Origin of the sequence: Paenibacillus sp. FSL H7-0714, from assembly GCF_038003765.1 — a bacterium.
GTDB lineage: Bacteria > Bacillota > Bacilli > Paenibacillales > Paenibacillaceae > Paenibacillus_AQ.
On record NZ_JBBOPT010000001.1, the window covers coordinates 2,466,655 to 2,492,138 of the forward strand.

General features: G+C 38.9%; 18 protein-coding genes, 1 pseudogene and 1 riboswitch. Of the genes and pseudogenes, 14 read left to right on the top strand and 5 right to left on the bottom strand.

All coding sequences use genetic code 11. The annotated features are described in order from the left end of the window. The first annotated feature begins 562 nt into the window (after window positions 1-562). A riboswitch (cobalamin riboswitch) is annotated at window positions 563-755 on the top strand. Between the two features lie 322 nt (window positions 756-1,077). From NST34_RS10725 to NST34_RS10745, 6 genes and pseudogenes are all read left to right on the top strand, one after another. Then, on the top strand, window positions 1,078-2,940 hold the full coding sequence (locus NST34_RS10725) for an RCC1 domain-containing protein (RefSeq protein ID WP_341127742.1): 1,863 nt from the start codon (window positions 1,078-1,080) through the stop codon (window positions 2,938-2,940). A gap of 336 nt (window positions 2,941-3,276) precedes the next feature. Then, window positions 3,277-9,003: an RHS repeat domain-containing protein gene (locus NST34_RS10730; protein WP_341127743.1), complete on the top strand. Its 5,727-nt coding sequence runs from the start codon at window positions 3,277-3,279 to the stop codon at window positions 9,001-9,003. Between the two features lie 55 nt (window positions 9,004-9,058). Beyond that, on the top strand, window positions 9,059-9,439 hold the full coding sequence (locus NST34_RS10735) for a DUF5071 domain-containing protein (protein ID WP_341127744.1): 381 nt from the start codon (window positions 9,059-9,061) through the stop codon (window positions 9,437-9,439). 485 nt (window positions 9,440-9,924) lie between these two features. Beyond that, window positions 9,925-10,638: pseudogene (locus NST34_RS10740) on the top strand (glycoside hydrolase family 52 protein). Then, window positions 10,557-10,796, top strand: a complete 240-nt coding sequence (locus NST34_RS32105; protein ID WP_445667657.1) for a hypothetical protein — start codon at window positions 10,557-10,559, stop codon at window positions 10,794-10,796. The pseudogene NST34_RS10740 and the gene NST34_RS32105 overlap by 82 nt, the downstream one beginning before the upstream one ends. Before the next feature lie 231 nt (window positions 10,797-11,027). Beyond that, the gene (locus NST34_RS10745) at window positions 11,028-11,402 is read left to right on the top strand and encodes a hypothetical protein (protein WP_339802522.1); all 375 of its coding nucleotides are present in this window, start codon (window positions 11,028-11,030) and stop codon (window positions 11,400-11,402) included. Window positions 11,403-11,535: 133 nt separating this feature from the next. On the opposite strand, the gene NST34_RS10750 is transcribed toward NST34_RS10745, so the two are convergent. Then, window positions 11,536-11,934, bottom strand: a complete 399-nt coding sequence (locus NST34_RS10750) for a cytidine deaminase (RefSeq protein ID WP_339247028.1) — start codon at window positions 11,932-11,934, stop codon at window positions 11,536-11,538. A gap of 267 nt (window positions 11,935-12,201) precedes the next feature. Between NST34_RS10750 and NST34_RS10755 the strand changes: the two genes are divergently transcribed. After that, the gene (locus tag NST34_RS10755) at window positions 12,202-13,161 is read left to right on the top strand and encodes a methylenetetrahydrofolate reductase (protein WP_341125601.1); all 960 of its coding nucleotides are present in this window, start codon (window positions 12,202-12,204) and stop codon (window positions 13,159-13,161) included. 359 nt (window positions 13,162-13,520) lie between these two features. Further along, on the top strand, window positions 13,521-15,509 hold the full coding sequence (locus NST34_RS10760) for a translation factor GTPase family protein (protein ID WP_341127745.1): 1,989 nt from the start codon (window positions 13,521-13,523) through the stop codon (window positions 15,507-15,509). Between the two features lie 15 nt (window positions 15,510-15,524). Here the strand turns inward: NST34_RS10760 and NST34_RS10765 are convergent, their stop codons facing one another. After that, entirely contained in the window at window positions 15,525-15,863 is a 339-nt protein-coding gene (locus NST34_RS10765) for a winged helix-turn-helix transcriptional regulator (protein ID WP_341127746.1), read from the bottom strand. A gap of 152 nt (window positions 15,864-16,015) precedes the next feature. Between NST34_RS10765 and NST34_RS10770 the strand changes: the two genes are divergently transcribed. Beyond that, window positions 16,016-16,927, top strand: coding sequence for a DsbA family oxidoreductase (locus NST34_RS10770; RefSeq protein WP_341127747.1), 912 nt, complete (start codon window positions 16,016-16,018; stop codon window positions 16,925-16,927). A gap of 145 nt (window positions 16,928-17,072) precedes the next feature. Here the strand turns inward: NST34_RS10770 and NST34_RS10775 are convergent, their stop codons facing one another. Beyond that, entirely contained in the window at window positions 17,073-17,969 is an 897-nt protein-coding gene (locus tag NST34_RS10775; RefSeq protein WP_081392975.1) for an AraC family transcriptional regulator, read from the bottom strand. A 141-nt stretch (window positions 17,970-18,110) separates the two neighbouring features. On the opposite strand from NST34_RS10775, the gene NST34_RS10780 reads away from it, so the two are divergent. The 5 genes from NST34_RS10780 (at window position 18,111) to NST34_RS10800 (ending at window position 21,830) form a co-directional block, all read left to right on the top strand. After that, the gene (locus NST34_RS10780) at window positions 18,111-18,731 is read left to right on the top strand and encodes a DapH/DapD/GlmU-related protein (RefSeq protein ID WP_042186958.1); all 621 of its coding nucleotides are present in this window, start codon (window positions 18,111-18,113) and stop codon (window positions 18,729-18,731) included. Next, complete coding sequence (locus NST34_RS10785) at window positions 18,728-20,080, top strand: MATE family efflux transporter (protein WP_076283107.1); 1,353 nt, start codon at window positions 18,728-18,730, stop codon at window positions 20,078-20,080. Before NST34_RS10780 ends, NST34_RS10785 begins: the two co-directional genes overlap by 4 nt. Window positions 20,081-20,108: 28 nt before the next feature. After that, window positions 20,109-20,492: a VOC family protein gene (locus tag NST34_RS10790; protein ID WP_076283106.1), complete on the top strand. Its 384-nt coding sequence runs from the start codon at window positions 20,109-20,111 to the stop codon at window positions 20,490-20,492. Between the two features lie 12 nt (window positions 20,493-20,504). Continuing rightward, window positions 20,505-21,152, top strand: coding sequence for a sugar O-acetyltransferase (locus NST34_RS10795; RefSeq protein ID WP_341127748.1), 648 nt, complete (start codon window positions 20,505-20,507; stop codon window positions 21,150-21,152). A 195-nt stretch (window positions 21,153-21,347) separates the two neighbouring features. Next, complete coding sequence (locus NST34_RS10800; protein ID WP_076283104.1) at window positions 21,348-21,830, top strand: DinB family protein; 483 nt, start codon at window positions 21,348-21,350, stop codon at window positions 21,828-21,830. A 164-nt stretch (window positions 21,831-21,994) separates the two neighbouring features. Here the strand turns inward: NST34_RS10800 and NST34_RS10805 are convergent, their stop codons facing one another. Both NST34_RS10805 and NST34_RS10810 read right to left on the bottom strand, forming a co-directional pair. Then, window positions 21,995-23,605, bottom strand: a complete 1,611-nt coding sequence (locus tag NST34_RS10805) for a response regulator (protein ID WP_341127749.1) — start codon at window positions 23,603-23,605, stop codon at window positions 21,995-21,997. Between the two features lie 30 nt (window positions 23,606-23,635). Beyond that, window positions 23,636-25,414 carry a sensor histidine kinase gene (locus tag NST34_RS10810; protein ID WP_341127750.1) on the bottom strand — a complete coding sequence of 593 codons (1,779 nt, stop codon included), beginning with the start codon at window positions 25,412-25,414 and terminating at the stop codon, window positions 23,636-23,638. Between the last annotated feature and the right edge of the window lie 70 nt (window positions 25,415-25,484).

A 25,484-nucleotide genomic window follows, 5' to 3' on the forward strand; every position in this document is an offset into this window, starting at 1 on the left:
TCCCATGACGAATTGGGGACACGAAAAGGCATGTTTAAAATTCCGCTGTTCGTTTGCGGACAGGTCAAGTAGATTGTCCTTTAGGCATGACCGCTTGTTCGTCCTTTAAATATGGAATGGTGTTCAAAACAACAGTCAATCGAATCTCCGGTGCTATGTTTACCGCATAAGGAAGGCTGAGGTGAAAAGGAATTTTACAATAAACAAACCAGTGTAGAACGCTGCAATTCTCGAAAAAAACCCTTTTAACCGCTGAGCAGCTCCATGTTTGGGAGGATTCAAATAGCGACAATCGACCAATATTTGAATGCGATTGTGTTACTTACTTCTGCACTCGCCATCGCGAAGCAACAAGTCCAAGCGCCGCTTAAAAATTTTAGATTCACCGAAATACTGCCCGTCTGCCCATTTATTGCTCATCTCACACAACACTGAGATTTCGTTGCGGACTGATCATGCCGCTGTATCAAAATATGAATTATACGAAATGCTCATGTAAAAATAATGGTAAAAAAGTGATTAGAAATAATTATATGAATATTTTTTCTTTTTGTGGTATATTATCCAAATAAATATTTATGGTGATCACATAGAGCTTTCCATGTGACTTAAAAGGGGAATGTTGGTGAAATTCCAACGCGGTCCCGCCACTGTGAACGCACTTAAGAATTGCATTGTTAACTTTAAAAACAGTTGATGGTGTAACTCTTAATAAACTGCGAAGTCAGAATACCTGCCATAAATAAATTCAGAGATCCCACGAGGATGGGGGAGGTGTTTTTTGTCATGTCCAATTTTTTTTTTTGTGCTTTACTGTTATTAGAGTGAATATGGAATTAATTATATTCATTCTTAATGGATTTCAAAGATTCATAAATACGGAAAATGTTCGCTGTTAGCTTCAGCGGTGCTGCTATTGATATGTACTATTAGTGGTTACTGATGTTGTATCACCATCGATAATTCTCCTATATTTACCGCGGCAAAGTAGAATCAGTTGTCAAATGATATTGTACAATTGAATGTATCAATTGTACAATATGTAAAAACGAATTTATTTAATAGGAGAGAAAATATATGAAGAAATATAATGCACTTTTGCTTGCCTTATTTCTTTTAATCGCATCTTATAGCGTTATATCTTATGTGAATGCAGATAGTAGAAATAAATCAGAAGGGCCATTCGTTGGATTGAAGTTGATTCCTGAAGAACAATCAATTGATCTATCAGAAGGTTCTCCGTTGAATGTGGAATTTGCGCAGGGTATTAGCGAAGGTCAGTTTTTTAATTTGATTAATTTAGTGAATATTAATAGTAACAAGTCGATAGACATAAAGAAATCGATCAAAGGTCATCAATTAATAATTACCCCTCAGATTGCTTTGGAAAACGCTAAAGAATATATCTTGTATATACCTCCGTACTCCCTTGCAAATACAAATGGCGAAAAATTGAAAGACAATTACATTCTTAAATTTATAGTTGTTAGTGAAGAGAGTTATCAACAAGATTCTGTAATAAACTCCACATATCAAAATTTAACGGTAGTTGAATCCACATATGATGATTTTAGTGTAATTAAATCTACTTATGGTAAGCATTTAATGAAAACTGTTTTTTTAAGTGAAAGTACTAATGGATCAGTTCCATCTTTAACTCAAGGTGCACAAGTTGGTGGGGAAATATATGCTGGTATAGATAAGAGTGGTTTTATAGGTGCAAATGGAGATCTATGGTTATGGGGAAGTAATGAAATGGGACAGTTGGGAGACTTTATAACTCCATCTAGTAATAAACCAATACAGTTAGCTGGCAGCGATGTGGTTGCGATGAATAAAGGCATTACTGGTGGTACTTATAGCACATATGCTTTGAAAACTGACGGTACAGTGACGACTTTTGGATTCAATTATTATGGTTTTTTGGGTTTAGGTCCTGCTGGAGATCAGACTGATTTTATTGTCTCTCCAACCTCCATTTATGGATTATCAAATGTAAATAATATTAGCAGTAGATACTATCATACTCTTGCTGTTAAATCGAACGGATCATTATGGGGATGGGGAGATAATCAATATGGGCAAGTAGGAGGGGATAGTACACAACTTATTACAACTCCTGAACAAATCAAAGGAGTAAATGGGAGTGCTCTTACGAATATTATAGCTTCAGATGTTGGTGAGATACATTCTATAGCACTTTCTTCAAATGGAAATGTTTATGTTTGGGGGGGGAATAATCACGGTCAACTGGGGAATGGAACCCTCGTAGGTAGTAATATTCCACGTTTATTGCAAATGAGACCGAATGATGCTCCTTTAATGACAAATATTAAAGCAATTAGTTCAGGAGATAATTTTAACTTGGTATTAAAAGATGATGGGACCGTTTGGAGCTGGGGGCAGAATGATAATGGGCAACTTGGTGATGGTTCTACTGTAGAACGTCGTATTCCTGTCCAAGTAAAAGGGGGAAATGGGGTAGGTCTACTAAGGGATATTATCGCTATTAGCGGTGGTGGGAATTATTCTTTAGCATTAAAGTCAGATGGGACTGTTTGGAGTTGGGGAGGAAATAACAAGGGCCAACTTGGAGATGGTACAACTGAAAGAAAACTTGTCCCTATCCAAGTGAAAGCGTCTAATGTATTGAAAATAGACGCAGGCGAATCACACAGTATAGCGCTTACAAGAGATTCGGTTATAACATGGGGAAATAATGAGTTTGGCCAATTGGGTAATGGATTAACAAATTCTTACTCAACTCTTCCAGTAAAGATAATCACTTTAGATAATAGTCATAATGATGAATATATTTATGATTCTAATAATCGGTTATCAGCAATTATCATTCATAAAGGGAGTATTAATTATCGGCGTGACTTTGTATACGATGGTAATGGGAATTTACTTTCTACAGATACTAATCGAATACAGTAGCTTGATACTTTAGATACTAAACTAATAATTATGATAAACATAAAAAACATTGTAATTGATACTGTGAGTAGATCATCAATAATAATAAAAATGATAGGCATTTGTTTGGAAATGTATTGTGTATGAGTATAGAGAAAAAATGTAACTGTAAGTGAAGATATGTACCAATTATCATTTAAAGTCAAAGAGTCAGAAATGGGATAATAGTTTTGAAGGAATTGATGAATAAACACTTTAATGGTGAGTAGGAGGAAGTAAAGTAGACACTTCAGTTAAGGAATATGATTGAAACTAACAGATTCTTATACAACAATAAAATATGATAGGGGAACCTTTGTGAAAAATTCATTGAATAAATTCTTAATCATTTTTTTAATTTTTGCTATAATTGTACCCTCTTTTAATATTGTATCGGTGAATGCAGAGATTGCCAAAGAACCTGCACTAAATACTAAGGAAATACCCGATATTTCTGATGATGTAACTACTATGATTAAAGGAATAGATCTCAGTCCTCAAGCAATAAAAGTCACGTCTGTAACCGAAGCGGTTTATGAGTCTGAATGGCGGAAAAATGTACAGGAAAAGACTTTAAAAAATTTTAATAAGCGACTATATAAACCAATAGCATATGTATACACAAAAAAAGACTTGGAAGAAATTATTCTTAATGGAGCAACAGAAGAGGATATTTACATATCAGACCAATTAGGAAATGAATGGTTAACCCAACCACGGGATTTAATAGAGCGAAAGAAAGAGTTGAATCAGACATGGGAGGAGATTGAACAAAGTCTGAAATCTGAGAAAGAGGCAGAATTAAAAGAATTAATTAATGAAAATCCAAACATAGAAGCAAATTTGAAAAGAAAAAATAGAAGTTTAAGTACCGCTGAAGAAATAGAAATAATTAGAGCAGTCAAAAAGAACAATAAGAAATCTATAGATGGAATTATTCAAAGCTTTGAACAGAAAGGCAGCGAAGAAATTCAAACAGAATCACAAATGAAACACACCGATGAATTAACTTCAGTTACCGAGTCCACCTATAATTTATCGGTTATGGATGCAGTATATTCTATGGACACTCAATCAAATGTTGCTAAAACATTTCAAATGACCAATTATTCAGAAGATATTAATAGTATTTACAATGGTTTAATTACTCAGATGCAAATTAATCAGACTAAGAAACCACAATTCTCAGATCATAGTGGTTCTAGCGAGTCCGTTGATCCGGCATCTGGAAAAATGGTATGGAAGAAAACAGATATCAACTTACCCGGGAGAGACGGGTTGGATCTAAATATTGGGGTTATGTTTGACTCTAATAACGCTTTTCCTTACATGAAGAATTATAATTACGGAATGAATGATATGAAAAAGTATAACTATTTTATCTCCCGATATGACTTGGGCATGGGGTGGTCATTCATGTTCCCTTCGATTCAAATGGCGGAGGGTGGATATATGTATTATCATCGTGGAGATGGAGCCGTATATCAGATTGATTTGAACGCAACAGATGCTGTGGGTAGCTATACCCATTTAGTTGGCTACTCAGGGAAGGACCTACGCCTGATTCGTGATTACCAAGGTGAATTTAGTAATGGACAAGAAACTTCTTCATATTATTTAGAATATGCGAATAAAAAACGTGAATATTTTGCAATGGACGGTCGTTTGCTTGGGATAACGGATCGTTATGGTAACGTGATTAAATTTCAGCATGCTAATCGCTCAGTCTACGATGGACAGACGTATAAAGTGATTTCTTCAATCACCGATACGATGGGGCGCATCGTAAACTTTGCATATCAGTCCACCCTTCAGACACCGGATGAAACCAATTTTGGAGGAGAATCTATTGTCGTCACAGTAAAAGATCTGAATAACCTAGACCAAAAGCATGTGACATATATGAAAAGTAGGGCGAGTTTGACGCTAAATGGCCAATTTGATGGCTATGTACCTGCATTCCAGTATATTCAAAGCAATAACAATGAAAAAGTTAATTTCCATTATGTAAATGATGGGTATACCAATTTTGATTATTCTCGAAAGGAGTATTCGAGTTCATATACTAGTACTAATTTTTCTACGTTGCTGCAAATGATTCAATATCCTCGGTCTGTGACTTGGTTTCAATATGAGAAGTTTTCTAGTAAATTGGGAGATTCAGGCTTTACAGAAGAATTCCGCGTCAGATCAAGAAATGATACATTATTTAAATACAACGCTGGTAGTGGTCAATTTAGTACTTCCATTACCGATCCAGGATATAATCAAAAAAGTTATACGTATACTGGCAACTATACTGGCTACACATCAAATTATGATTCGCCAAGCACTTATAATTACTCCAGTACCTCAACCGTTCAGAGTTCATCTGCGATGAACGGATTATTTACTATAAACTTATTTAACCAGGATGGGCAAAACCTATCAACGACGACTAGAGCCTCTAATGGAGAACGAACCGTTGTTGACAATCTAAGTTTTGATCCAACTTACAAAAGTAAGCCTACTCAGATACAGACCTCTGATTATGGTAGTGACAATGACCTTTCACCAAATCAACAGTATTCTCAAGTAAGTTATAATGAATGGGGGGGGATAAAGAGTGAGACGAAGCCTTTAACCGAGGCCCAGTTTAATGATACTGCAACCAAAGAGAAATATACCACTTCCTATACTTATGAACCCAACTTTTATTTTCTGAAAACGAAATCATCGTATCAAAATAACGATAAGCAGTTAACCGAGACGTACGATTATTATTCGAATGGACGGTTGAAGTTATATACTAATGCTAAAGGTATAAAAACACTCTATACTTATACGGCTATCGACGGAAATACGATAACATCTAACAATTCGAACCCTGATGTTAATGTAGTTGGAAAGCTTATGAGCATTCAAGAAACCACAAATTTGGAGAACAATTCTAAACAAGCTGTAACTATAACTAATCTATCTGCAGATACCAATTATTTGTATCCGGACGAAGTGATCAGTAGTTTTAAATCAAAAGATGGAACAGGGCAAAATATCATCCAAACTGTAAAAAAAACTATGACCTATTATTTAGCGACCGGTTTAGTCCGAACAGAAAGCGATGGAAATGGAAACCAAACTTCGTACACTTATGATGAATTAGGTCGGATTACGAATGTTACGTATCCAAATTTCAAGAATCTGAACAATGTGACTTACAGTGTTTCAGATGAATATTCCTATGAAAATACCAATACACCCGTCGACATAGACGCGCAGAACTCGGGAACGCTCAGTCAAAAGGTTCATTACAACCGAAAATATACGGATAAAACTAATGGTAAGGTAACTCTGATATCGAATCAGAATTCATATTATGATGGACTAGGCTTTTTGATGTATGATCAGCAGGTCAGCGAGGGACAGGTACAGACCACCCAATACCGCGGGGATGATCTCAGGAATGCTATTTATCAACTGGATCCAATGGAGAATAGCATATCCGTTGTGTATGATGCATGGGGTGCACAAAAAGAAGTACGTGATGCCTACGGGAATCTTTTTGTATCAGAATCTCGGCTGAAATCCCGCCAATCGGCACATTATTTTGTGGCTGCCGGTGATATTGTAAGTTACCGTAACAATACGTCACAAAATAACCTGAAATCCAGCTATGTAGAGCAAGAATATAACCAGTGGGGACAGCTCATTACCAACCGGGTGTATAAAGATTGGCCGAATGTAAGTGCACCTTCAACTGAACACTATACCTATGACATTGCTGGTAATCTGGTGAGTTATGTCGATCCTAAGCGTAATCTGAATGGAGAGGGTGTCACTACAAAATATAAGTATGATGCGCTCAATCGATTAAGCGAATTGAAAAATGCTCTTGGGGAAATCTCGAAGTATCAATATGATAGACAGGGACAAATTATCGGCACAACCCTGCAAAGTAATGAATCCAGTTCCCCGGTTATCATCAGCGCCAAAACGTTCAACGAAATTGGTTCGTTGGATTCAAAGTCTGATCCGGCGGGCCAAGTAACCTCCTACAAGTACAACAATCTTGGTCAACTTGAAGGAATGAATGATCGGAACGGAAGTGTGCTCACATATCAGTACGATCAACAAAGTCGTTTGACGATACAAAATGCAACAGGAATAACAGGGAATAACCAGCAGGTCAAAACTATCATTGGTAGCAATGGAATTCTGTACGACAACCAAGTAAAATACACGAATAGTATCAAAACATCCTCAATGACCTCCCTGATGGATGATTTGAAACGTGTAGTATCTGTTCAAATACAGGGCGTCAACAGTTATTCATCGAATCTGCAATTAAATTATGATAATAGCAATCGGATTAGACTGCTAAATGTAAGCAGAGAGGGATCAACTGATATATTTTCCACTCGATATAAATATGACAAAATTAGACTGGATAAGGTGCAGACCGATGGTCTATCAACCTTGAATGAATCAGATACGGCCAATGTGAAATACACCTACTATCCAAATGGACAAATTAAGTATATAACTTATCCACCTTTAGCAGATGGGAGTATTCTAAAGACTGAATATACCTACAATAATTTAAATCGTTTAACAACCGTTATGAATAAGAAAGGTTCGACCTTGTTATCATCCTCTAGTTATATTTACGATGATAATGGGAACATCCTGACAACGACGCAAACAGCAAGTAACCAACCAACACAAACAAATACGTACACGTATGATAAATTGAATCGCTTAGAGAGTGTCACAAGTGACGGGTCCTCTGAGAGTTATACGTATGATCTGCGTGGGAACAGGTCGACGTTAATCGATACAGCCGGTGATTCATTTGATATGTCTGATACTAGTTATCAATATGATTTATTCAATACATTAATTTCCATTACCAAAGGTAGCAGTACTACATCGTTTGATTATGATGCAGGTGGCATGCGGTATAAGAAAACAAATGGAACAAATGTGAAACAATACAGGTATAATACAAATAAGGAAGTGATCTCGGAAGTAAACGGCAGCAATGCTGTTATAGCAGATTTTGTACGCGGAGACCGTCTCTTGGTCAAGAAAGATAGGCTAACGAATAAAGATTTTTACTATCTCTACAATGGTCATGGAGATGTGATTCAAATCGTGGATAAGAGTGGAGCCATCGTAAACTTCTACGCTTATGACGAGTGGGGGAATATCACAAGCCAGATTGAGGAAACACAGAATTCCTTCAAGTACGCTGGGGAGATCTATGATGAGGAAACAGGGCTTTACTATCTGCGGGCACGGTATTATGATCCTAGTGTAGGGCGGTTTTTAAATGAGGATACGTATGAAGGCGAGATTGATAATCCGCTGAGTCAGAACCTTTATACTTATGTGCATAATAATCCCTTGATATATACTGATCCGACAGGGAATTATTGTGAATCAGCCGATGGGAGATTTTCACATTCTAACGGATGTACTAATCTTAATAGTATTTATGTACCGGATAGAATCAAAGATAAATATCCTAATAAATCAACTGCTGAACTTGTGAATATTTATAACAAAGAAAAAGAATCAAAAGTAGCTTTGGCTGGAGCAGTCATAAAAAGAAATGAAGTTTCTCTACCTTATCCAGGCAGTTCTGCTGGATCGATAATTAAGGGGTTAACCAAAGTAGCGGGGACCATTGTGGCAACAAGTTTAGTGGTTGACGCAGCCTCTAAAAATAGAGCTAAAGAAGGGACAATTATTTACAGATCTTCTTCATATAATGAGTATCAGTTAACTCCAAGGCCAGTAATTGATGCAAACGGGCTCTCCTTTTTTACTTTTATTATGGAAAATAATAATAAAGCGGTTATGACAACGGTAGAGGCAGTGAAGAATGAAAAGGATTTTTTAATAGTAAAAGATCCTAAGAATCCTCAACACTATCTTATTTCCGCAAAAGATCCATATGAACACCAACTTTGGATGAACTCAAAAACAAATGCTAATAATAAACCATACTATTTAACAGAAATACTAATGAAAATATCAGTTCCAGTCCAAGTTCAAAAATAGTTTTTGATTTGATTGGAATAATGAATTTTTTACCAAAAAGGGAGGGGAATCATTTATGGGGAATTTACCTCTAAGTAAAATGGATTATGAGAGTATTAAAAAATTAAAGCAATTAAATAAAAATGATCTTTTAGATCTGATTGAAGGGTTATCGATATATTTAAAGGATAGGAATTTTCCTATATTTGAAGATGTCGTGGAGTTATTGCTTAATTTTGATAAGGAACTTATTCCTTTCATCAATAGGATATTCGAAGGGGAGGAAAGTGATTGGAAATTAAATGTTTTAGAATATTTATTGCCTCAGTTTCCTATTGGAGTTCTTATTGAACTAGAAGTCAGTTTAATCAAGCTTGTGGAAACCCCAACTACATTAGATAGGGAATTAGAAGTTGATATGGCTGCTAAGGAAGTGTTAAAAAAAATTCAAGTTTAAGGATGGAGACACGGCTAGTAATTCAATAGACTTTCATATTCACAATTTTGCGAGTAGCTTTAAGGCAATAACCTGATTTAGGGTTATCACTATGAAAGTTACAGATCTTGTATTATTGACCACATGGACTTTGAAATCCCATGTGGTTTTTTTTTATTTTATAGGGCTATGTTAAACTTAAATTTTGATTTTAAGTTATAAAAATAGGCAGCTCTAGGCTACCTATCCCAACTATATGCTTTTGAGGGCTTTTTCTATTTTCTCTCCGAAATTTGTTTCGTTTAGCTTGGATGTTCGAGTTTTTGAATAGACATGGCTGCAATGAATAACAATATATTTTAAATGTTAGTAAATAATTAGTGCGTGGAAACTGAGAAGCTGAATACTCTCTTTAAAGTGCTTTTTTTCAATATCTCGATTTTCCTCCGTCCAATAATTTACGGAAGAATATATTTCTCTTGGGGATGTTCTAATGATAAGCCGATATATGGAAGGGTTCGAAGTCGCGCCGAGCCTTCTTCGGTTACGAAGGTTGTGATTCATATACTAACATGCGTCGCTTAGATGACACATCTGATAACCAGCTCGCTGGCGTTGGACAGGACCGGATGACACCGAACGCTGCGATGGCGACGCCAAATGTGCGCTCGGCGATCGGATTCACGTTGGAACGGATTCTGTCAGCGGAGCTTCAGGAGAGCTGGACATTCTGTCTTGGCGGTGTGGGTGCTGTCGTAATGGATCCACCTCCTGGTCTGAAGACCACGTATCGGTTTGCGGTTACATTTTATCATGGTGGTCTGGTGACGACAGGGATCGATTCGTAGTAGTATTACACGAAGTTGTTCGCAAATATTGAGGAGGCAACTTCCTTTGCGTTGGAACGCTTCAATGATATTATAGCTGCTTGCCAAGCTACGGGAACGCGCTGGAATACCGATGGCTTAAGTGAGGATCAGCAGTTCCAGCTTTTTCATTCAATCCGCAGCTATTACGGTTCGACTCAGCTGATGGAGACAAATGGCAAACCAATGTGGATTGCGTTACTCGTTTCGGGACAATGTCTGCTTTCTAGGAGACAAGACAGAGTATACCGGAGACAGATCGTGGTATCGAGGTGGTACCTGAAATTGAATTACCTGGACATACAATTTCTATCCCTACGGCTTACCCTCAATATAGCTACTCACTTAAATTGAAGGATACTACTAAGAATGGATTATTATTCTTTTTAATGAATATATATTCAAATGACTTTGGAAATTTTTCTATTCAATTCAGTTACAATTGTATTTTTTTGCTGTATTTATGCGTAATTCTAAATAATTCTGTTACAATAATGATGGGTTTTTGCTAATTTTAAAAGGCTTATTTTAATTAATTATGGAATCTCACAGCGAAAACTAGAAATGTGACTATGCATAGCTACTAAAAGCAAGCGATCATCGAGAGGAAGTGTTAACCTTTTATCTCAATGGATCGCTTGTTTTTTTATTTATTGATGATGTTATAAGAAACAAAAGAAACAAAAGAAACAAAAGAAACAAGAATCAAAAATTATAGATAATCATTGAGAGGTTTTAACTATATGAGTTTGATAATTAGTGTAATTCAAAAGGGAAGTATAATTGTAGATACTAATTTTTTGGAGGAGCAGGTACCCGCGCCACATAATAATTTGTTTGGTTTCGAATCATGCAGAAAAACTCTCTGGGGAAATGATTTAATTAGTGAACTCGGATGTGAGTTAATATATTCTTTAAAGAATACGAATATTTTTGCATTTGATGAAGGAATAGAAAAACTGGAAAGTGAATTCCTTATTTTGCTTGATAATTTAGATACTATAGAACTACATACAGACTATGATAAAGAATTTATTGAATTTAGTGTAAGAAATGCTTTGGAAATGATAAAGGTAGTACTTAAAGAAAAAGATAAGGTCGGAATTGCGATTTGGTAAGTCACAACGTATTTACGCGGTGTGTTTGGTCTGTGAACTCTGTGTTCTGACTAAGCTTTTAAACATAAAAACACGTGTACTTGTCTACACAGGTACGCGTGTTTTTGATATTCCACTATGGTAGGTATTATTTTTACATATCTAAATTTTTGAATGCGTAAGGCAATAAATCCCTTAAACACAGCTCTAAGATTTCTTTTTTCTCATTGGTTAAATAGACAGGCATGTCGGGCAAACAGAATTCCGATAATACTTGTCTGCAGATACTGCATGGCGGCAGAAAATCCATTGTGTCACCTGCAACAGCTATAGCCTGAAAATCACCTTTAGTATAGCCCTTTGTAATAGCTGTGAAGATTGCTGTTCTCTCTGCACAGTTAGTAGCACCAAAAGATACATTTTCTACATTTACTCCATTAATAACATTTCCATCTTTAAGTAATAAGGCTGCTCCAACTGGAAATTTAGAATAAGGGGCATAAGCAGCTTTCTTTGTGTTACGTGCGCTTTCCATTAATTCTTCTTTATTCATAATACTCACCCTTTTTAAATAAGAATGAACCTTTCGGTCCCCTTATCGCCAACTTTAAGGTTGGCAGGACTTCTAATATTATAGTCAGACCAAATGGTTGTCAACATTAAAATCTAGAAGTTCCGCCTCCATGATGAACTACTCGATAAGTACCAATAGGGAATCATAGCTTTAAAATATAACTAGATATAGTAAATATAAGTTATACATATTAAGCCTGCCATGGTAGCCTTAACTTAAAAGAGACGTGTAGAGGAGTTTTTTATTTTGGGAGCGGCAGAGAGTACATTTAAACAAAAAATATTGAGCAAGAAACCTGGTATTTTAACATATGGGATGACACCACCGAAGGCAAGCCATTCACCAGAAAAGATATCAGAAATTGCACAGAAACAGGTTGAAAGACTTAAAAACGTTGATTTAGATGCTTTAATTCTTTACGACGTCCAGGAGGAAGCAGAAAGAGTTGATCATGAAAGACCTTACCCATATTTACCAACGATTGATCCGGCTGTCTATGGTGATAAATATCTAAGACAAGTGGAGGTCCCGAAAATAATTTATCGGTGCGTCGGTAATGATACAAGAGCTTCGTTCGCTGATTGGATTAAGACTGACGAAAGTGAAGACAGATTTTCCGTGTATGTGGGCGCTTCATCAAGTAAGCAAGAGGTGAAATTGAATTTACCAGATGCTTATAAGCTAAGCAAACAGTTAAATAGTAATTTGAATTTTGGAGGAGTTGTCATTCCTGAAAGACATATAAAAAAGAATGATGAGCATATACGGGTTGTCGAAAAGATTAACAATGGATGCAACTTTTTTATCACTCAGGCAACTTATAATGTAGAGGCATCAAAGAATTTATTGTCTGATTTATATTATTACTATACAAATAAGGGTTTTGAAATGGTTCCTATTTTATTTAATCTTGCACCATGTGGCACAGCGAAAACATTACAATTTATGAAATGGTTGGGGATCAGTATCCCGGGATGGTTAGAAAACGAGTTGAAATACTCGAACGACATTTTGGATAAATCAATTCAGCTATCTCAAAAAATATTTGAAGAACTATTTGAGTTCGGGCTGGAGAAGGGAATTCCAATTGGATGCAGCATTGAAAGTGTTTCAACAACTAAGTTGGAAATTGAAGCATCCATTCAGCTTGCTAAAGATGTAAAGGCATTTCTAGATAAAAAGCTGTTGAGTCTAGAGAGTAGATGATTAATTGTTTTAAGGAGATTAGAAATATTAACGTTATCGCATTGAATTTTCTAACAGAGAATTCTCGTTTAAAATGAAAAACCACAAAAACTAACTATTCATTGAGCCGGTAATCCTTTCTGTTAAGGGTTACCGGTTTTTTTATAAGTTAATAGGGACATAATCATCATCTCAATAGCTTGTCTAGTATCTTTCTTGCATTATTGTAGCTAAATCCTTCATGGAGGATGGTTATGTCATTGGATAATATGGATCTTCGGGCGTTACCGCATGCTGTCGGTGGTGAGAGATTCTGTACAAGCTACTAGATTTCGGCTACGATTCTTATATAACAGATTGACTGAATGGATGGTAGAAATATGTATTGTAAACTGTCAGAAGCATCACCAATCACCATCGGACTGCTAGCACATGTTGATGCCGGCAAAACCACCTTCGCAGAGCAGCTCCTATACCATGCTTCCGGAATTAAGACTCGGGGGAGAGTCGATCATCAGGATGCCTTTTTGGATAGTCATGAGATGGAGCGGGCACGGGGGATAACGATTTTTGCTGACCAGGCGGTGATGAAATATAACGAACAATCGTATCAGCTCATTGACACACCGGGGCATGTCGATTTTTCAGCTGAGATGGAGCGCGCTTTACAGGTCATGGATTATGCGGTAGTCATCTTAAGTGCTGTGGAGGGCATTGAAGGGCATACTGAGACGGTCTGGCAATTGCTACAGGAATATGGCATACCCACTTTTATATTTATTAACAAAATAGATCGTACCGGTGCTGACGTCCAGCGTGTGCTAAAAGCGTTAAGACAGCAATTTTCGCCGGATATGTTGTATTTGGCAAAAGGTCTAGATCAGAGCATGCTGCCTGAAGAGGTCATTACCGCCGTTGCTGAGCGAGATGAAGCCTTGATGGAGGCATATTTCGAAGACAACATTTATCCTGGGCAGGTATTGGCTACGCTGAAACAAATGGTTAAAGAACGGGTGGTTTTTCCCGTTATGAGTGGAGCAGCTCTATTGGATCAGTGGATTGCGGAATGGATGCAGACGATGCAACTACTAATGGAATCGACTTATGAAGTAAACGCAGTATTCGAGGCACGAGTATATAAGGTGCGTCATGAGCTGCAAGGCACGCGACTGACTTTTATGAAGATATTAGCTGGAAAATTACGGGTACGGGAGGATCTCTGCTATAGAACTTCAGAACATGAGGAGTTAAGCCAGAAAATCACTTCTATTCGTATCTATCATGGGGGGAAATATACTTCATGCGATGAAGCTTCCGCGGGACAGCTTGTTGCCGTTACGGGCCTAACTGATGCAGCCATTGGACTGGGTATAGGTAATCATTCAGATCGAGTAGAATCCCGTCTTGTGTCAGCGTTGAAATCCAAAGTTGTATTCAATTTGGGGATATCATCCAGAGAAGTGCTACGCTATTTCATGATCCTGCAAGCCGAAGACCCTACGCTGCAAGTGACATGGGAGGACAAGCTGGAAGAGATTCATGTTCATGTGATGGGAATGATCCAGCTAGAGGTACTTCAGCAGGTGGTGTTAGACCGTTTCCAGCTCAAGGTATCGTTCTCCAAGCCAGAGATATTATACAAAGAGACGATCGCAGACATTGTGATTGGTTGTGGGCATTTCGAACCTCTTAAGCATTATGCAGAGGTGCATCTCCGGCTTGCGCCTGCGAAACGTGGTGAGGGAATTACATATCGCAGTACATGCCATGTGGAGCAGCTCAGCACAGGGTATCAGCATCTCGTCGGTCAGCATTTACTTGAAAAGGACCATCGTGGAGTTCTTACCGGCTCTCCCGTCACCGATCTGTATATAACGCTTTTAACCGGGGCAGCGCATCAGAAGCACACTCATGGTGGTGACTTTCGGGAGGCGACACTGCGGGCACTGCGGCAGGGATTGGAGCAAGCGAACAAGATTCTACTGGAACCCTATTATCAATTCAAAATCAAAGTCGATGCAGAGCTTATCGGACGCGTAATGTCTGATATACAGCTGGCCCATGGTGAATTTGACCCGCCAGAAATGCTAGGTGAATCGATGTTTATTCAGGGACGTGCGCCTGTCGCGACGTTCATGCATTATGCAGTAGAGCTTGCATCATTCACGAAGGGCAAGGGAGCAATCTCGATGAAGTTAGGCGGTTATCAGCCATGTCATAACCCGGAACAGGTCATCGCAAGGATTGGATACGACCGCAGCGCTGATCCTGAGTACACCTCCAGCTCTATGTTCTGTGCAAAGGGAGCGGGATATAGCGTTCCTTGGGATGAAGCGCCTTCGTATATGCATTTGGAGATTCAGGAATAGGAGTGAGAAAGCATTCTAGGATTTATCCTTCACCCCAATATTTCTTTGTCCCCATTCAACAAAGGATTCAATTAAAGGCACTAATTCTTTTCCAGATGAAGTCAGAGAATACTCAACTCTTGGTGGCACTTCGTTATACTGCTCCCGATGAATGATTCCATAATCTATAAGATCCCTCAGTGAGTTGGTTAAGGTAGTCCCTGTTATTCCATGCAGTCTTCTTTTTAACTCGTTATAGCGTATGTTGTCGTTCTCACTAAGAATGGCTAGGATCGGGAGGTTCCATTTTCCGCTGATTACATGGAATGCGAAGGTTGCAGGACATAATTGATCAAGTCTAAATTCGTATTTCATACATAACTCCTTTCCAATAGTATTATTAAAGATACTTAGTATTAAAAATAAACGTACTTGTTTGAATTTGTATTGGTATTATAATACTCCCATACAAAGAACTTCTACAAGAGGGCACTTTCTTTGATTCTCCAGCGAAAGGTGATTTATATATGAATAATTCAAATATGATGTGTGACCTTAAAACCGGTGTCTGTGGGCCAGGGGATGAAGAGCAAATGGAAATGATCGACTTTAATCTACAGTCCCCCAAAATCACACTTTACTATGCAACTGATCCGATCTGTTCCCACTGTTGGGCGCTTGAGCCGGTACTCAATCGTTTTATTCTGCAGTATGGACAATATTTTAACGTGAAGACGATTATGGGTGGTTTGCTTTCTAGCTGGCATGGTTTTGCAGATGTCTCCAATGGCATTCAACAGCCTTCAGATGTTGCGGAGCATTGGAGAGAAGTCGGTTTACATTCACGTATGCCTATCGATGGTTCTTTGTGGAAAAACAATCCGATTCTTTCTTCGTACCCGCCATCTAGAGTATACAAGGTTATACAAAATATATATCCGGGTAAAGAAAATGAGTTTTTGCGTCAGGCAAGAGAAGCTGTATTTGCCTTCAATCAGAATATTGGAGAGGAGAAAACATTAGTTGATATAGTCAACAACATTGGGCTAAATGGCGAAGAAATAGTGGCGAATGCTGCTCTTGGGTCGGCACAAGATTTGTTAGAGCAGGATTTTGAGTTAGCAGGCAGACTTGGTGTACGTGGATTTCCAACCATTATCTTGGTGAATGAAGAAAATAAAGGTGTTAAAATTGTGGGGGCACGATCATTAGAAGCCTATGTCGACGGACTTCAACAAGTTTACAATGGTGATGTAAAAGCTGAAAATGTTCCACCTCTCTCTGAACTTATCAAGGAAGGAAACATTTTGTTCTCCAAGGAAATTGAAGTGTTGTATGATATTGAATCTAGTGATATGGAGTCATTTATAGCCACGGAAATGATAGAGGGGTCATACAGTATTAAGCGTGTTTTAGGTGAATCATACGTCGTATCTTAATTATAATGAAAGAAGCCAGTAACCCAAAGAACTTTGGAATTACTGGCTTCTTTGGCATTCGCTTTGATAAACCAAATAGAGGAGAAAATAATGGGAAATGATAAATTAAATATCGGAATGATCTTGGGAAGCACCCGTCAATAAGCTAATTTGAATGGGAAGGTGTTCGAGATTTCTTTCGGTAATTCTGAGGCGTCAATCCAGTCTCATTACGGAAAACTGATGAAAAATAGCTCGCACTTTGAAATCCGCAGTTCATCGCAATTTCACTAATCGATCGATTAGTTCCTACCAGCATCTCGGAGCTCTTTTGAATACGATATCGCACTAGGTAAGTATTAGGCGTTTGGCCAATGTATGTGCCAAACAACTCGCAACATCTGCTCCTGCAAACAGACCCAGCGGTAGCGATGTCATTCAGGGTTACTCTAAGGTCAAAATGATGATGAATATATCCCGTCATTTTCCAAACGGCAATCCATGACTGGTCATCATTTATCTGCCCAGGAACCCTCTGTATATGATCTCCGACGTCTGCACAAAGTGATGTAGCCAGTGAAAGAAGGCGTAGTGGGTTGCAAGGAATGCTGTTCATTTCTTCATAAATCCGATGTAAGGAATGCAGGATTTCCTTTCCCCACGTGCTTTGCGAAGTAATCATAATATAGTCTTCAGTTTTAGAACCGAATTTCTCGTCCCAATATACTTTGCCTACATGTGTGTTTATTCCGAGTAGTGAAGGATGGACAGCAACGACAATGAATGTACAATCCAATTTATTGGTGGAGAAACCATAATGCATACGCTTGCTATTAACGAATATTCCGTTACCTCGTTCAATCAGTACAATTTCTCCGTTTACAAAATACTCCATCTCCCCATCTAGTACTAAAATAAATTCCAAGTCCGGGTGCCAATGGCATGCTGCTGCATATTTATCGAAATGATTAAGTGCTCCTTTTCGTACGTATAGCGGAAAATCAGGAAGATTATAATTTAGTTCTTCCGATAAATCAGAGAATACTTCCAGCTCTGCACTCACAATCACATCTCCCTCAAACAAAATACGATTTTAATAGAATTATATTTGATTTCGGTGGATAGGACTACATAGAAATTATACAATTTTGATATTGCTCGACAATAATACAAAATCCAAAAGATATTATAAGGAGCCAGAAATATGACGATGAGAGAACGTATTGCCTCCGGTAAACTATTTACTGATTACTGTGAAGGACTGCCTGAAGACAGACTACAGGCAAAAAGAAGAATGCATGCCTTTAATATAACAGCGCCAGATAATCTAGAAAAACGTACACAACTCATGCAAGAGATATTTGGTAAAGAAACGAAGGTGTGGATCGAGCCGCCCTTTTACTTTTGCTATGGTACGAACATTGAGATTGGAGATGGAACGTACATCAATTTTAATTGTAATTTTGTTGACGACACTAAAATTATTATCGGAAAAAATGTTATGTTCGGTCCATCTGTAACGATTGCTACAGTAGGACATCCAATCCATCCAGATTACAGAGGATATATGTATGCTGATCCGGTGAAAATTGAGAACAATTGTTGGATCGGGGCGAATGTTACAATTTGTCCAGGGGTCACAATTGGAGAAAATACCGTTATTGGTGCCGGCAGTGTTGTAACAAAAGATATTCCGGCTAACTCTATTGCTGTTGGTAATCCATGCAGGGTGATGCGCACCATTAATGAACACGACCAAAAATACTATTACAAAGACAAAGAGATCACTAAGGAAGATCTGGATGAAGAAGCACGCTTGAGATGAGAGATAAGCATTTCAATCGTCAATTGCTTAATTTGGTCATTCCGATTGCTTTACAAAACCTCATTTCATCGTTAGCCGTGACAATAGATATATTCATGTTAGGTTTTATTAACCAGTCTACAATGTCTGCTGTATCGTTGGCTGGGCAAATTACATTTGTTTTAACACTGTTTTACATGGGATTGGCAGCAGGTGTAGGGATTTTGACTGCACAGTATTGGGGAAAGAAAGATTTAATGACAATTGAACGAGTCTTTAGTATTGGATGTACGATGTCTATTATTATATCCGCTATCTTTTTTGGGATATCGCTGTTGATGCCGGATCAATTAATGAGGTTTTTCACAACTGACGTCGAGTTAATTCAATATGGATCGAGTTTCTTGCGAGTGATTTCATTCTCCTATCTGATAAGCGGAATATCCCAAATGTACTATAGTGTCATTAGAAGCATGGAAAATGCCCGTGTGAGTGCCTGGATCAGTTCTATGTGCCTTATATTGAACATTCTCTTGAATGTAATAAGTATTTTCATACTTTATCCGGGTAATTCAGAAAAGGCTATAGTGGCAGTTGCTTTCTCTACAGTTTTGGCACGTATCGTTGAATTTAGTTGCTGTATCATCCACTCTATCAAATCAAATATAAAGTTTAGGTTACCTTTACGTGATATGGTTCAGCGTAATTTGATTAAGGATTTTTTGAGGTATACACTACCCGTCCAAGGAAATTATATTGTTTGGGGATGCGCATTAACTGTGACATCCTCAATTATTGGACATATTAATGCAGATATGATCGCTGCAAATTCAGTTGCCTCGGTCGTTAAGAATCTGGTCATTGTATTATGTGGAGGTATTGCAAGTGGTGGCTCCGTACTTGTTGGTAAATATCTAGGCAATGGCGAAATTGAAATGGCTAAAAGAGCTGGGAAAATATTAAATGTATATGCTATTTTGTTTGGCATTGTTGCAGGTATTACTTTGCTATTACTGAAGCCTATAGTGTTTCTACTTGTTAATTTGGATGATCAAGCACAAATATATTTGAGTGGAATGCTTCTTGTCTGTGCTTATTGTTGTATTCCGAAATCGATAAACTCCACGACGATTGGAGGAATATTTGTTGCTGGAGGAGATTCTAGATTTGGCTTTTGGTGTGACACGATTGTAATGTGGGGCATCATATTACCATTAGGATACATGAGTGCATTTGTGTGGCATCTCTCCCCTCTAACGATATTTATTATCATCAATTTAGACGAGGTTATTAAAGCCCCGATTGCCTTAATGCGTTATTTTAAATTTAAATGGCTTAACGATATTACGAGGAATTATGTTCAAAACTAATACATGTAGTGACGGAAAGGAGATTTTTATGAAAATTGAACATATTGCTATGTATGTACAAGATTTAGAAAGCTGCAGACAATTTTATAGTCAATTCTTTAATGCGAAGTCAAATCAACAATACCATAATCCCAAAACGGGATTAAGAACCTATTTTCTCACGTTTGAGGGCGGCGCGAGATTGGAGATTATGAGCAGACCGGATATGGTAGAAGGAGTTCATGATCTCTTGCGGACGGGCTTAACTCATTTAGCTTTCAGCTTAGGCAGTAAGGAACAAGTCGATCTACTAACCAAGCAATTGGCAGAAGCGGGATTTAGAACGTTAAGTGGACCACGGACCACAGGTGACGGATATTATGAAAGCAGTATTTTAGGGCCAGAAAACATTCAAATTGAACTAACTGTCTAAAAACTAAAAGAGGTGAACAATTTGACAGAAGAAGAACGAATATTCAAAGGGATATTATACAATCCAGGTAACATAGAGCTAAAGCGTAAAAAGCTTCTCGCCCACAATTTGAGTAGTCAATATAGCCGAACATTTGAGGATCAGACAGAGGAGCGGGAAGCGATATTGTCACAGTTACTTGATAGCATAGGGGAGCATTGTTTTATCCAGGGTCCCATTTTTTTTCATTATGGTGTTCATACAAAAATTGGTGATCATTTTTTTGGAAACTATAACCTTACAGTCCAGGATGATGCACAGGTTACGATAGGTGATCATGTGAATTTTGGACCTAATGTAACCATCGTTACGCCTATTCACCCATTCGTTGCCTCCGAGCGTAGACAAATGCTTGATCAAAATGGTGATGCTGCGTCTTTATGCTATGCTAAGCCTGTTAGCATTGGTAACGATGTTTGGCTCTCAGCAAATGTAACGGTATGTGGAGGTGTTACGATTGGTGATCGATGCGTAATAGGTGCAGGTAGTGTCGTGACTCAGGACATCCCAGAAAATTCTTTTGCTGCAGGTGTACCGTGTAAGGTGATCCGTAAAATAACCAATCAGGATAGCATGCGCCATAAACCGGAAATACTTTCAGATTGCGATATAATCGAGTAGAAATGTAGCATCCCAAACCATAGACCAGATTTTATTATGCGAAAATCATGAATACTCCGAAAGTCCCCTTTTTCTCAAGTTAAGTGAAAAATATGATGATCCTTTAGATTATTTGTAACAGGCCCTGTGACAGGTTATAATTTAATTGGTATGACTAAGTAATCGTTATTTAACGACCAATAAAGGGGATTTCAAATGTACAGAACAGTTCAAGATTTTCTAGGAGAATGGGCAAGCGCTTCTGCAGGAACAATTCGCGTTCTTGAATCACTTACCGATGACAAATTAGATCAGGTAATTGTTGAAGGTCACAACTCATTGGGATGGTTAGGTTGGCACTTGGCAACCTGTCCGATGTTTTTTGGTGGTCAGGTAGGGTTAACACTTACTCCAGTAGGCAATCCGAAGGAAGTTCCGGCTCATGCGGCTGTGATTGTTGAATCTTATAAGAATATCGCGGCTAATATTGCTTCTGAGGTTGAGAAATTAACGGACGAGCAAATGGTTGAGAGTGTACAGACCTTTGCTGGTTTAATGCCTCGTGGTGCAATGCTTAGATCGCTTATAGATCACCAGACACATCATCGTGGTCAAATGACTGTCCTCTTACGTCAAGCAGGTCTTCGTGTACCTGGCGTAATTGGTCCTACTAGAGAAGAACAAGCTCAAATGAAATAGTTACTGGTGCTTGTCCCTAGTGAAAGCTTGCCGAATAGGGGCACTCCGAAAAAATCTCGTTTCCTAGACATTTTTCTTGGAAACGAGATTTTTTGTTGTCGGACGGAGTGTCACTATTATTGCTAAAGAATGCTGTTGCTTTTTGGAGGGGCCGGCGATCACTATCAGCCTGCTTCAATTTGTTGCATATATTCTCTGGGTGAAATCCCCGTCACTTTCTTGAAGACCTTACTGAAATAGAAGGCACTTTCATAACCGAGTTTTTGGGAAATTTCGTAAATACGACCTTCACCGCGCATCATCATTTCCTTGGCCACAGTGATTTTAGTCTCCGTGATATATTCTACATAATTGACCTTAGCGACTTTGGAGAACAGATGGCTCAAATAGTTTGGACTGAAATTGAAGACATCTGCTACTTGATTCAGTGAAAGCTTAGTGCCGAGATTTCTTTTGATGTATTCCTGGACATTTTTGACGATTTGTTCTTTATAGCTTTGTCTTCGAGTAGAGAGAATTTCCGAGCAGCCATCACGGAACTGAATCAACCAGCCGGCGATCTCTTCGATTGTATGCATCTGATAGATGGCCCGGTAGCCTTCCGGTTCATTTTCGAAGATATGCTCTACAATGTTTTCTCCATCCGCAAGAAGCGAAGTGGCCATATACAGAATATTGCAGGCAGCATCGGTGGCGGGCACCAGTAAGTCAGGTCGGTCTTTGAAGATTTCAATCATTTTGGAGATGATGGTGTATAAAGCAAGGGTATCTAGTTCTTCAAAAGCACGGCGGATCTCCGAACGAGATTCAGAGAAATCAAACAACGGATGTTCCTGCTCTAGAGGTTCATTCTCATCGAAGAAAACAAAAGACCGTTCTTGCACGGCAACTGGCAATGCCTTTCGAGCTGCTAGGTAGCTCTCCCGCATTAAATAAGGGTCCTCGACGGCAAACCCTATGGCACCAATAATCGTTACATTGAAATAGTTATGTAATACGGATGCCATGTCGGTAAGTTGCTTCTCAATGTCAGACATCCAGTGACGGGGATCGACTTCGGGGACAGGTAGAGCAACGGCGAAATTACGTAAGTCAAGACTGGTTACATAACAGGGTTGTATAGAAGTAAGCGTGTCCTTTGCCATTTGCACAGTGCTTGAGCATAAGGCAACCAGCTTATCTCCACGGGGAGGAACAGTGTCTGGGCCCAGAATGCGGCAAGTACAGACTAGGTAGGCGGGCTCGGAAAACTCTAACGCCAAATCCTCTTTCTGCAGGAGATACTGGTTCTTATTCTCGAACAGGTTATTGAACAGACGAATGAAGAATTTATCACGCTGCGCCTGAAGGTTGCCACGGTGAACCAGCTTTGGGTAGCTTTCCATCGTCTGGTAACTCTCTAGAAAGGAAATAGCCTTTCGGATGGATTCGGCCAGTGCTTCCGGAGTGAGTTCCAGCTTTACTAGATAATCCGTGGCCTGCACCTCTATAGCTGCGCGTGCGTATTGAAATTCTTCATAACTAGTCAACATAATGAATAGCGGAAGTCGACCATATTTTTGGCGTATCGAAGCGGCAACCTCTAAACCGCTCTTAATTGGCATTTTGATATCGCTGATTACGATGTCCGGGCGGAGAGTGTCAATCATCTCTTCTTCTTGAGCACCGTTGTGCGCGATACCGACAATCTCTATATTATATTGCTCCCATTTCAGCATAGACTGCAAGCCGATACAGACAAGAGCTTCGTCGTCGGCAATTAATAATTTAATCAATTTGACCACATCCTTGCTAGATTTGCCATTCTACTCTTTTTGTATAAATGGTAGAAGGATTTTCATTAGAGTATACTGGCCCATTTCACTCTCAATCGAAAGACCGTAATTCTCCCCAAAGGCTAGCCGTAAACGCTCATTTACACTATGGAGTCCAACGTTCTCGAAAACTCCCCTAGTTCCATCCTCCGATTCACACAGAATGGTGGAGATTTGTTCTTCCTTCATGCCTACACCGTTGTCTTCAATCGTGACCAGGATATCGGCAAAGCCGCTTTTTTTCACCGTGATGAGAATATCTCCTCTACCTTTGGGCTCGATGCCATGGAAGATAGCATTCTCAACCAGAGGTTGTAATGTGAAACGGGGAATTAGGCCGGAGAGCAGTTCCTCATCTTCAATTTCCTTCACCATCGAGACTGTACTGCCATACCGGTATTTCTGAATCAGAAAATAGTCATCGAGCAGGCTTAACTCATCATTCAGTGGCATTAGTCTCCGGTTGTCTTTGGCGATGCTTCGCAGCAGTCTGGAGAGTGAAGTAGTCATTTCTGCAATGCCGGTAGCATTCTGAATCGTAGCCATCCATTTGATCGAATTCAGTGTGTTGTACAAGAAGTGGGGATTGATCTGACTTTGCAGCATCCTGTACTCTAGCTCCTGTTTCTGCTTCTCGTCAGCGAGCCGGCTATCCATGAGCGCAACAATGTCCTGTGATAGACGGTTGATACCTCGACCAACATCACCTAGTTCACTGTTCCATTCGATATTGCGGTCCAGCAAGAAGTTGCCCTGGGCAATCTTATCAATTCGCTTCTTTAATTTCTCTACCGGGAGACTGATGTTACGGGTTAAGTACAAAGTAATAATGCCGCTTAAGACGATGACTAGTAAACAAACGCCAAGCATTACCAGAATCCATATATTTGCTTTGGGAGCGAATTGATCATTGGATAAGGTCTGCGACAGAATCACTCCACTCCGCACGGGATAAGAGACCACGATTTGGCTTTCTTCATCCTCCAGCTTGATCATGGACAGCTCGGTTTGTGGACCGACAGGCTTATCATCGGTATAGGCCACAGGTTCATACGGCGTAGTCATTGCAGTCACTTTATCGCCAATGATCTGATAATGATGATTGCCGAGCGTCAACAGCATTCGGGAATTCTTAGGCAGGGAATACCCCTTCAACTTGTCGGTAATTAAGGAAGTATTGGCGAGTAAGTAGACCGTTCCAATCCGGGCAGCCCCATCTCCGTAAATAGGTAGAACAAAAGGAATTCCGTTCGTGGTGGAGAGCGGGTCCTTAATTACTTGTTCCCACTGCTCCACAGCATCTTTATTTAGTCCGGGAATTTGACCGATATTGTGTACAGTAAGTGGAATTGAAGTGCTGACGGAATTATCCACCTGCAGGAACTTTCCGTTGTTACCCGTAACAATCAAGCGGCGGACATAGCTATTGGAGCGATTGATCCGAAAGTCCTCCTGCATGGAGTTAAATACATTAACAGCATCCTTGGCGCTTGCCTTTGGAGATACAAAATAATCAGTGAGTAATGTATTGGTGGACGAGTTGGTGCTATTGGTCATCGCTAATGAGGAGAGATTAATCAAATCTTGTTCAATAATATGGGAAACTAGCTGCAGGTTGAACTCAGTCGCCTGGATGGTTGTTTTACGCTGATAATAGGTAATCAATTCATAGCTGAAAAAGGATAGCAGAGCGGCGATTAGTAGCGCAAAGATGGTCATGATCAGAATAATGCGGCTCTTAATGGTTGATTTTCTTACCGTATTGAACACTCCTCTACAAAATGCAGAAAAATATAAAGCGGTTTCAAAAATATCTTTCAATTAATGCATGTTCAAAGTT

Excerpts from the sequence above, each read along its gene's own strand:
- NST34_RS10800 (WP_076283104.1), top strand. The coding sequence starts at position 21,348 with ATGTACAGAACAGTTCAAGATTTTCTAGGAGAATGGGCAAGCGCTTCT.
- NST34_RS10790 (WP_076283106.1), top strand. The coding sequence starts at position 20,109 with ATGAAAATTGAACATATTGCTATGTATGTACAAGATTTAGAAAGCTGC.
- NST34_RS10770 (WP_341127747.1), top strand. The coding sequence starts at position 16,016 with ATGAATAATTCAAATATGATGTGTGACCTTAAAACCGGTGTCTGTGGG.
- NST34_RS10750 (WP_339247028.1), bottom strand. The coding sequence starts at position 11,934 with ATGAATAAAGAAGAATTAATGGAAAGCGCACGTAACACAAAGAAAGCT.
- NST34_RS10760 (WP_341127745.1), top strand. The coding sequence starts at position 13,521 with ATGTATTGTAAACTGTCAGAAGCATCACCAATCACCATCGGACTGCTA.
- NST34_RS10735 (WP_341127744.1), top strand. The coding sequence starts at position 9,059 with ATGGGGAATTTACCTCTAAGTAAAATGGATTATGAGAGTATTAAAAAA.
- NST34_RS10780 (WP_042186958.1), top strand. The coding sequence starts at position 18,111 with ATGACGATGAGAGAACGTATTGCCTCCGGTAAACTATTTACTGATTAC.
- NST34_RS10725 (WP_341127742.1), top strand. The coding sequence starts at position 1,078 with ATGAAGAAATATAATGCACTTTTGCTTGCCTTATTTCTTTTAATCGCA.
- NST34_RS10765 (WP_341127746.1), bottom strand. The coding sequence starts at position 15,863 with ATGAAATACGAATTTAGACTTGATCAATTATGTCCTGCAACCTTCGCA.
- NST34_RS10745 (WP_339802522.1), top strand. The coding sequence starts at position 11,028 with ATGAGTTTGATAATTAGTGTAATTCAAAAGGGAAGTATAATTGTAGAT.
- NST34_RS10785 (WP_076283107.1), top strand. The coding sequence starts at position 18,728 with ATGAGAGATAAGCATTTCAATCGTCAATTGCTTAATTTGGTCATTCCG.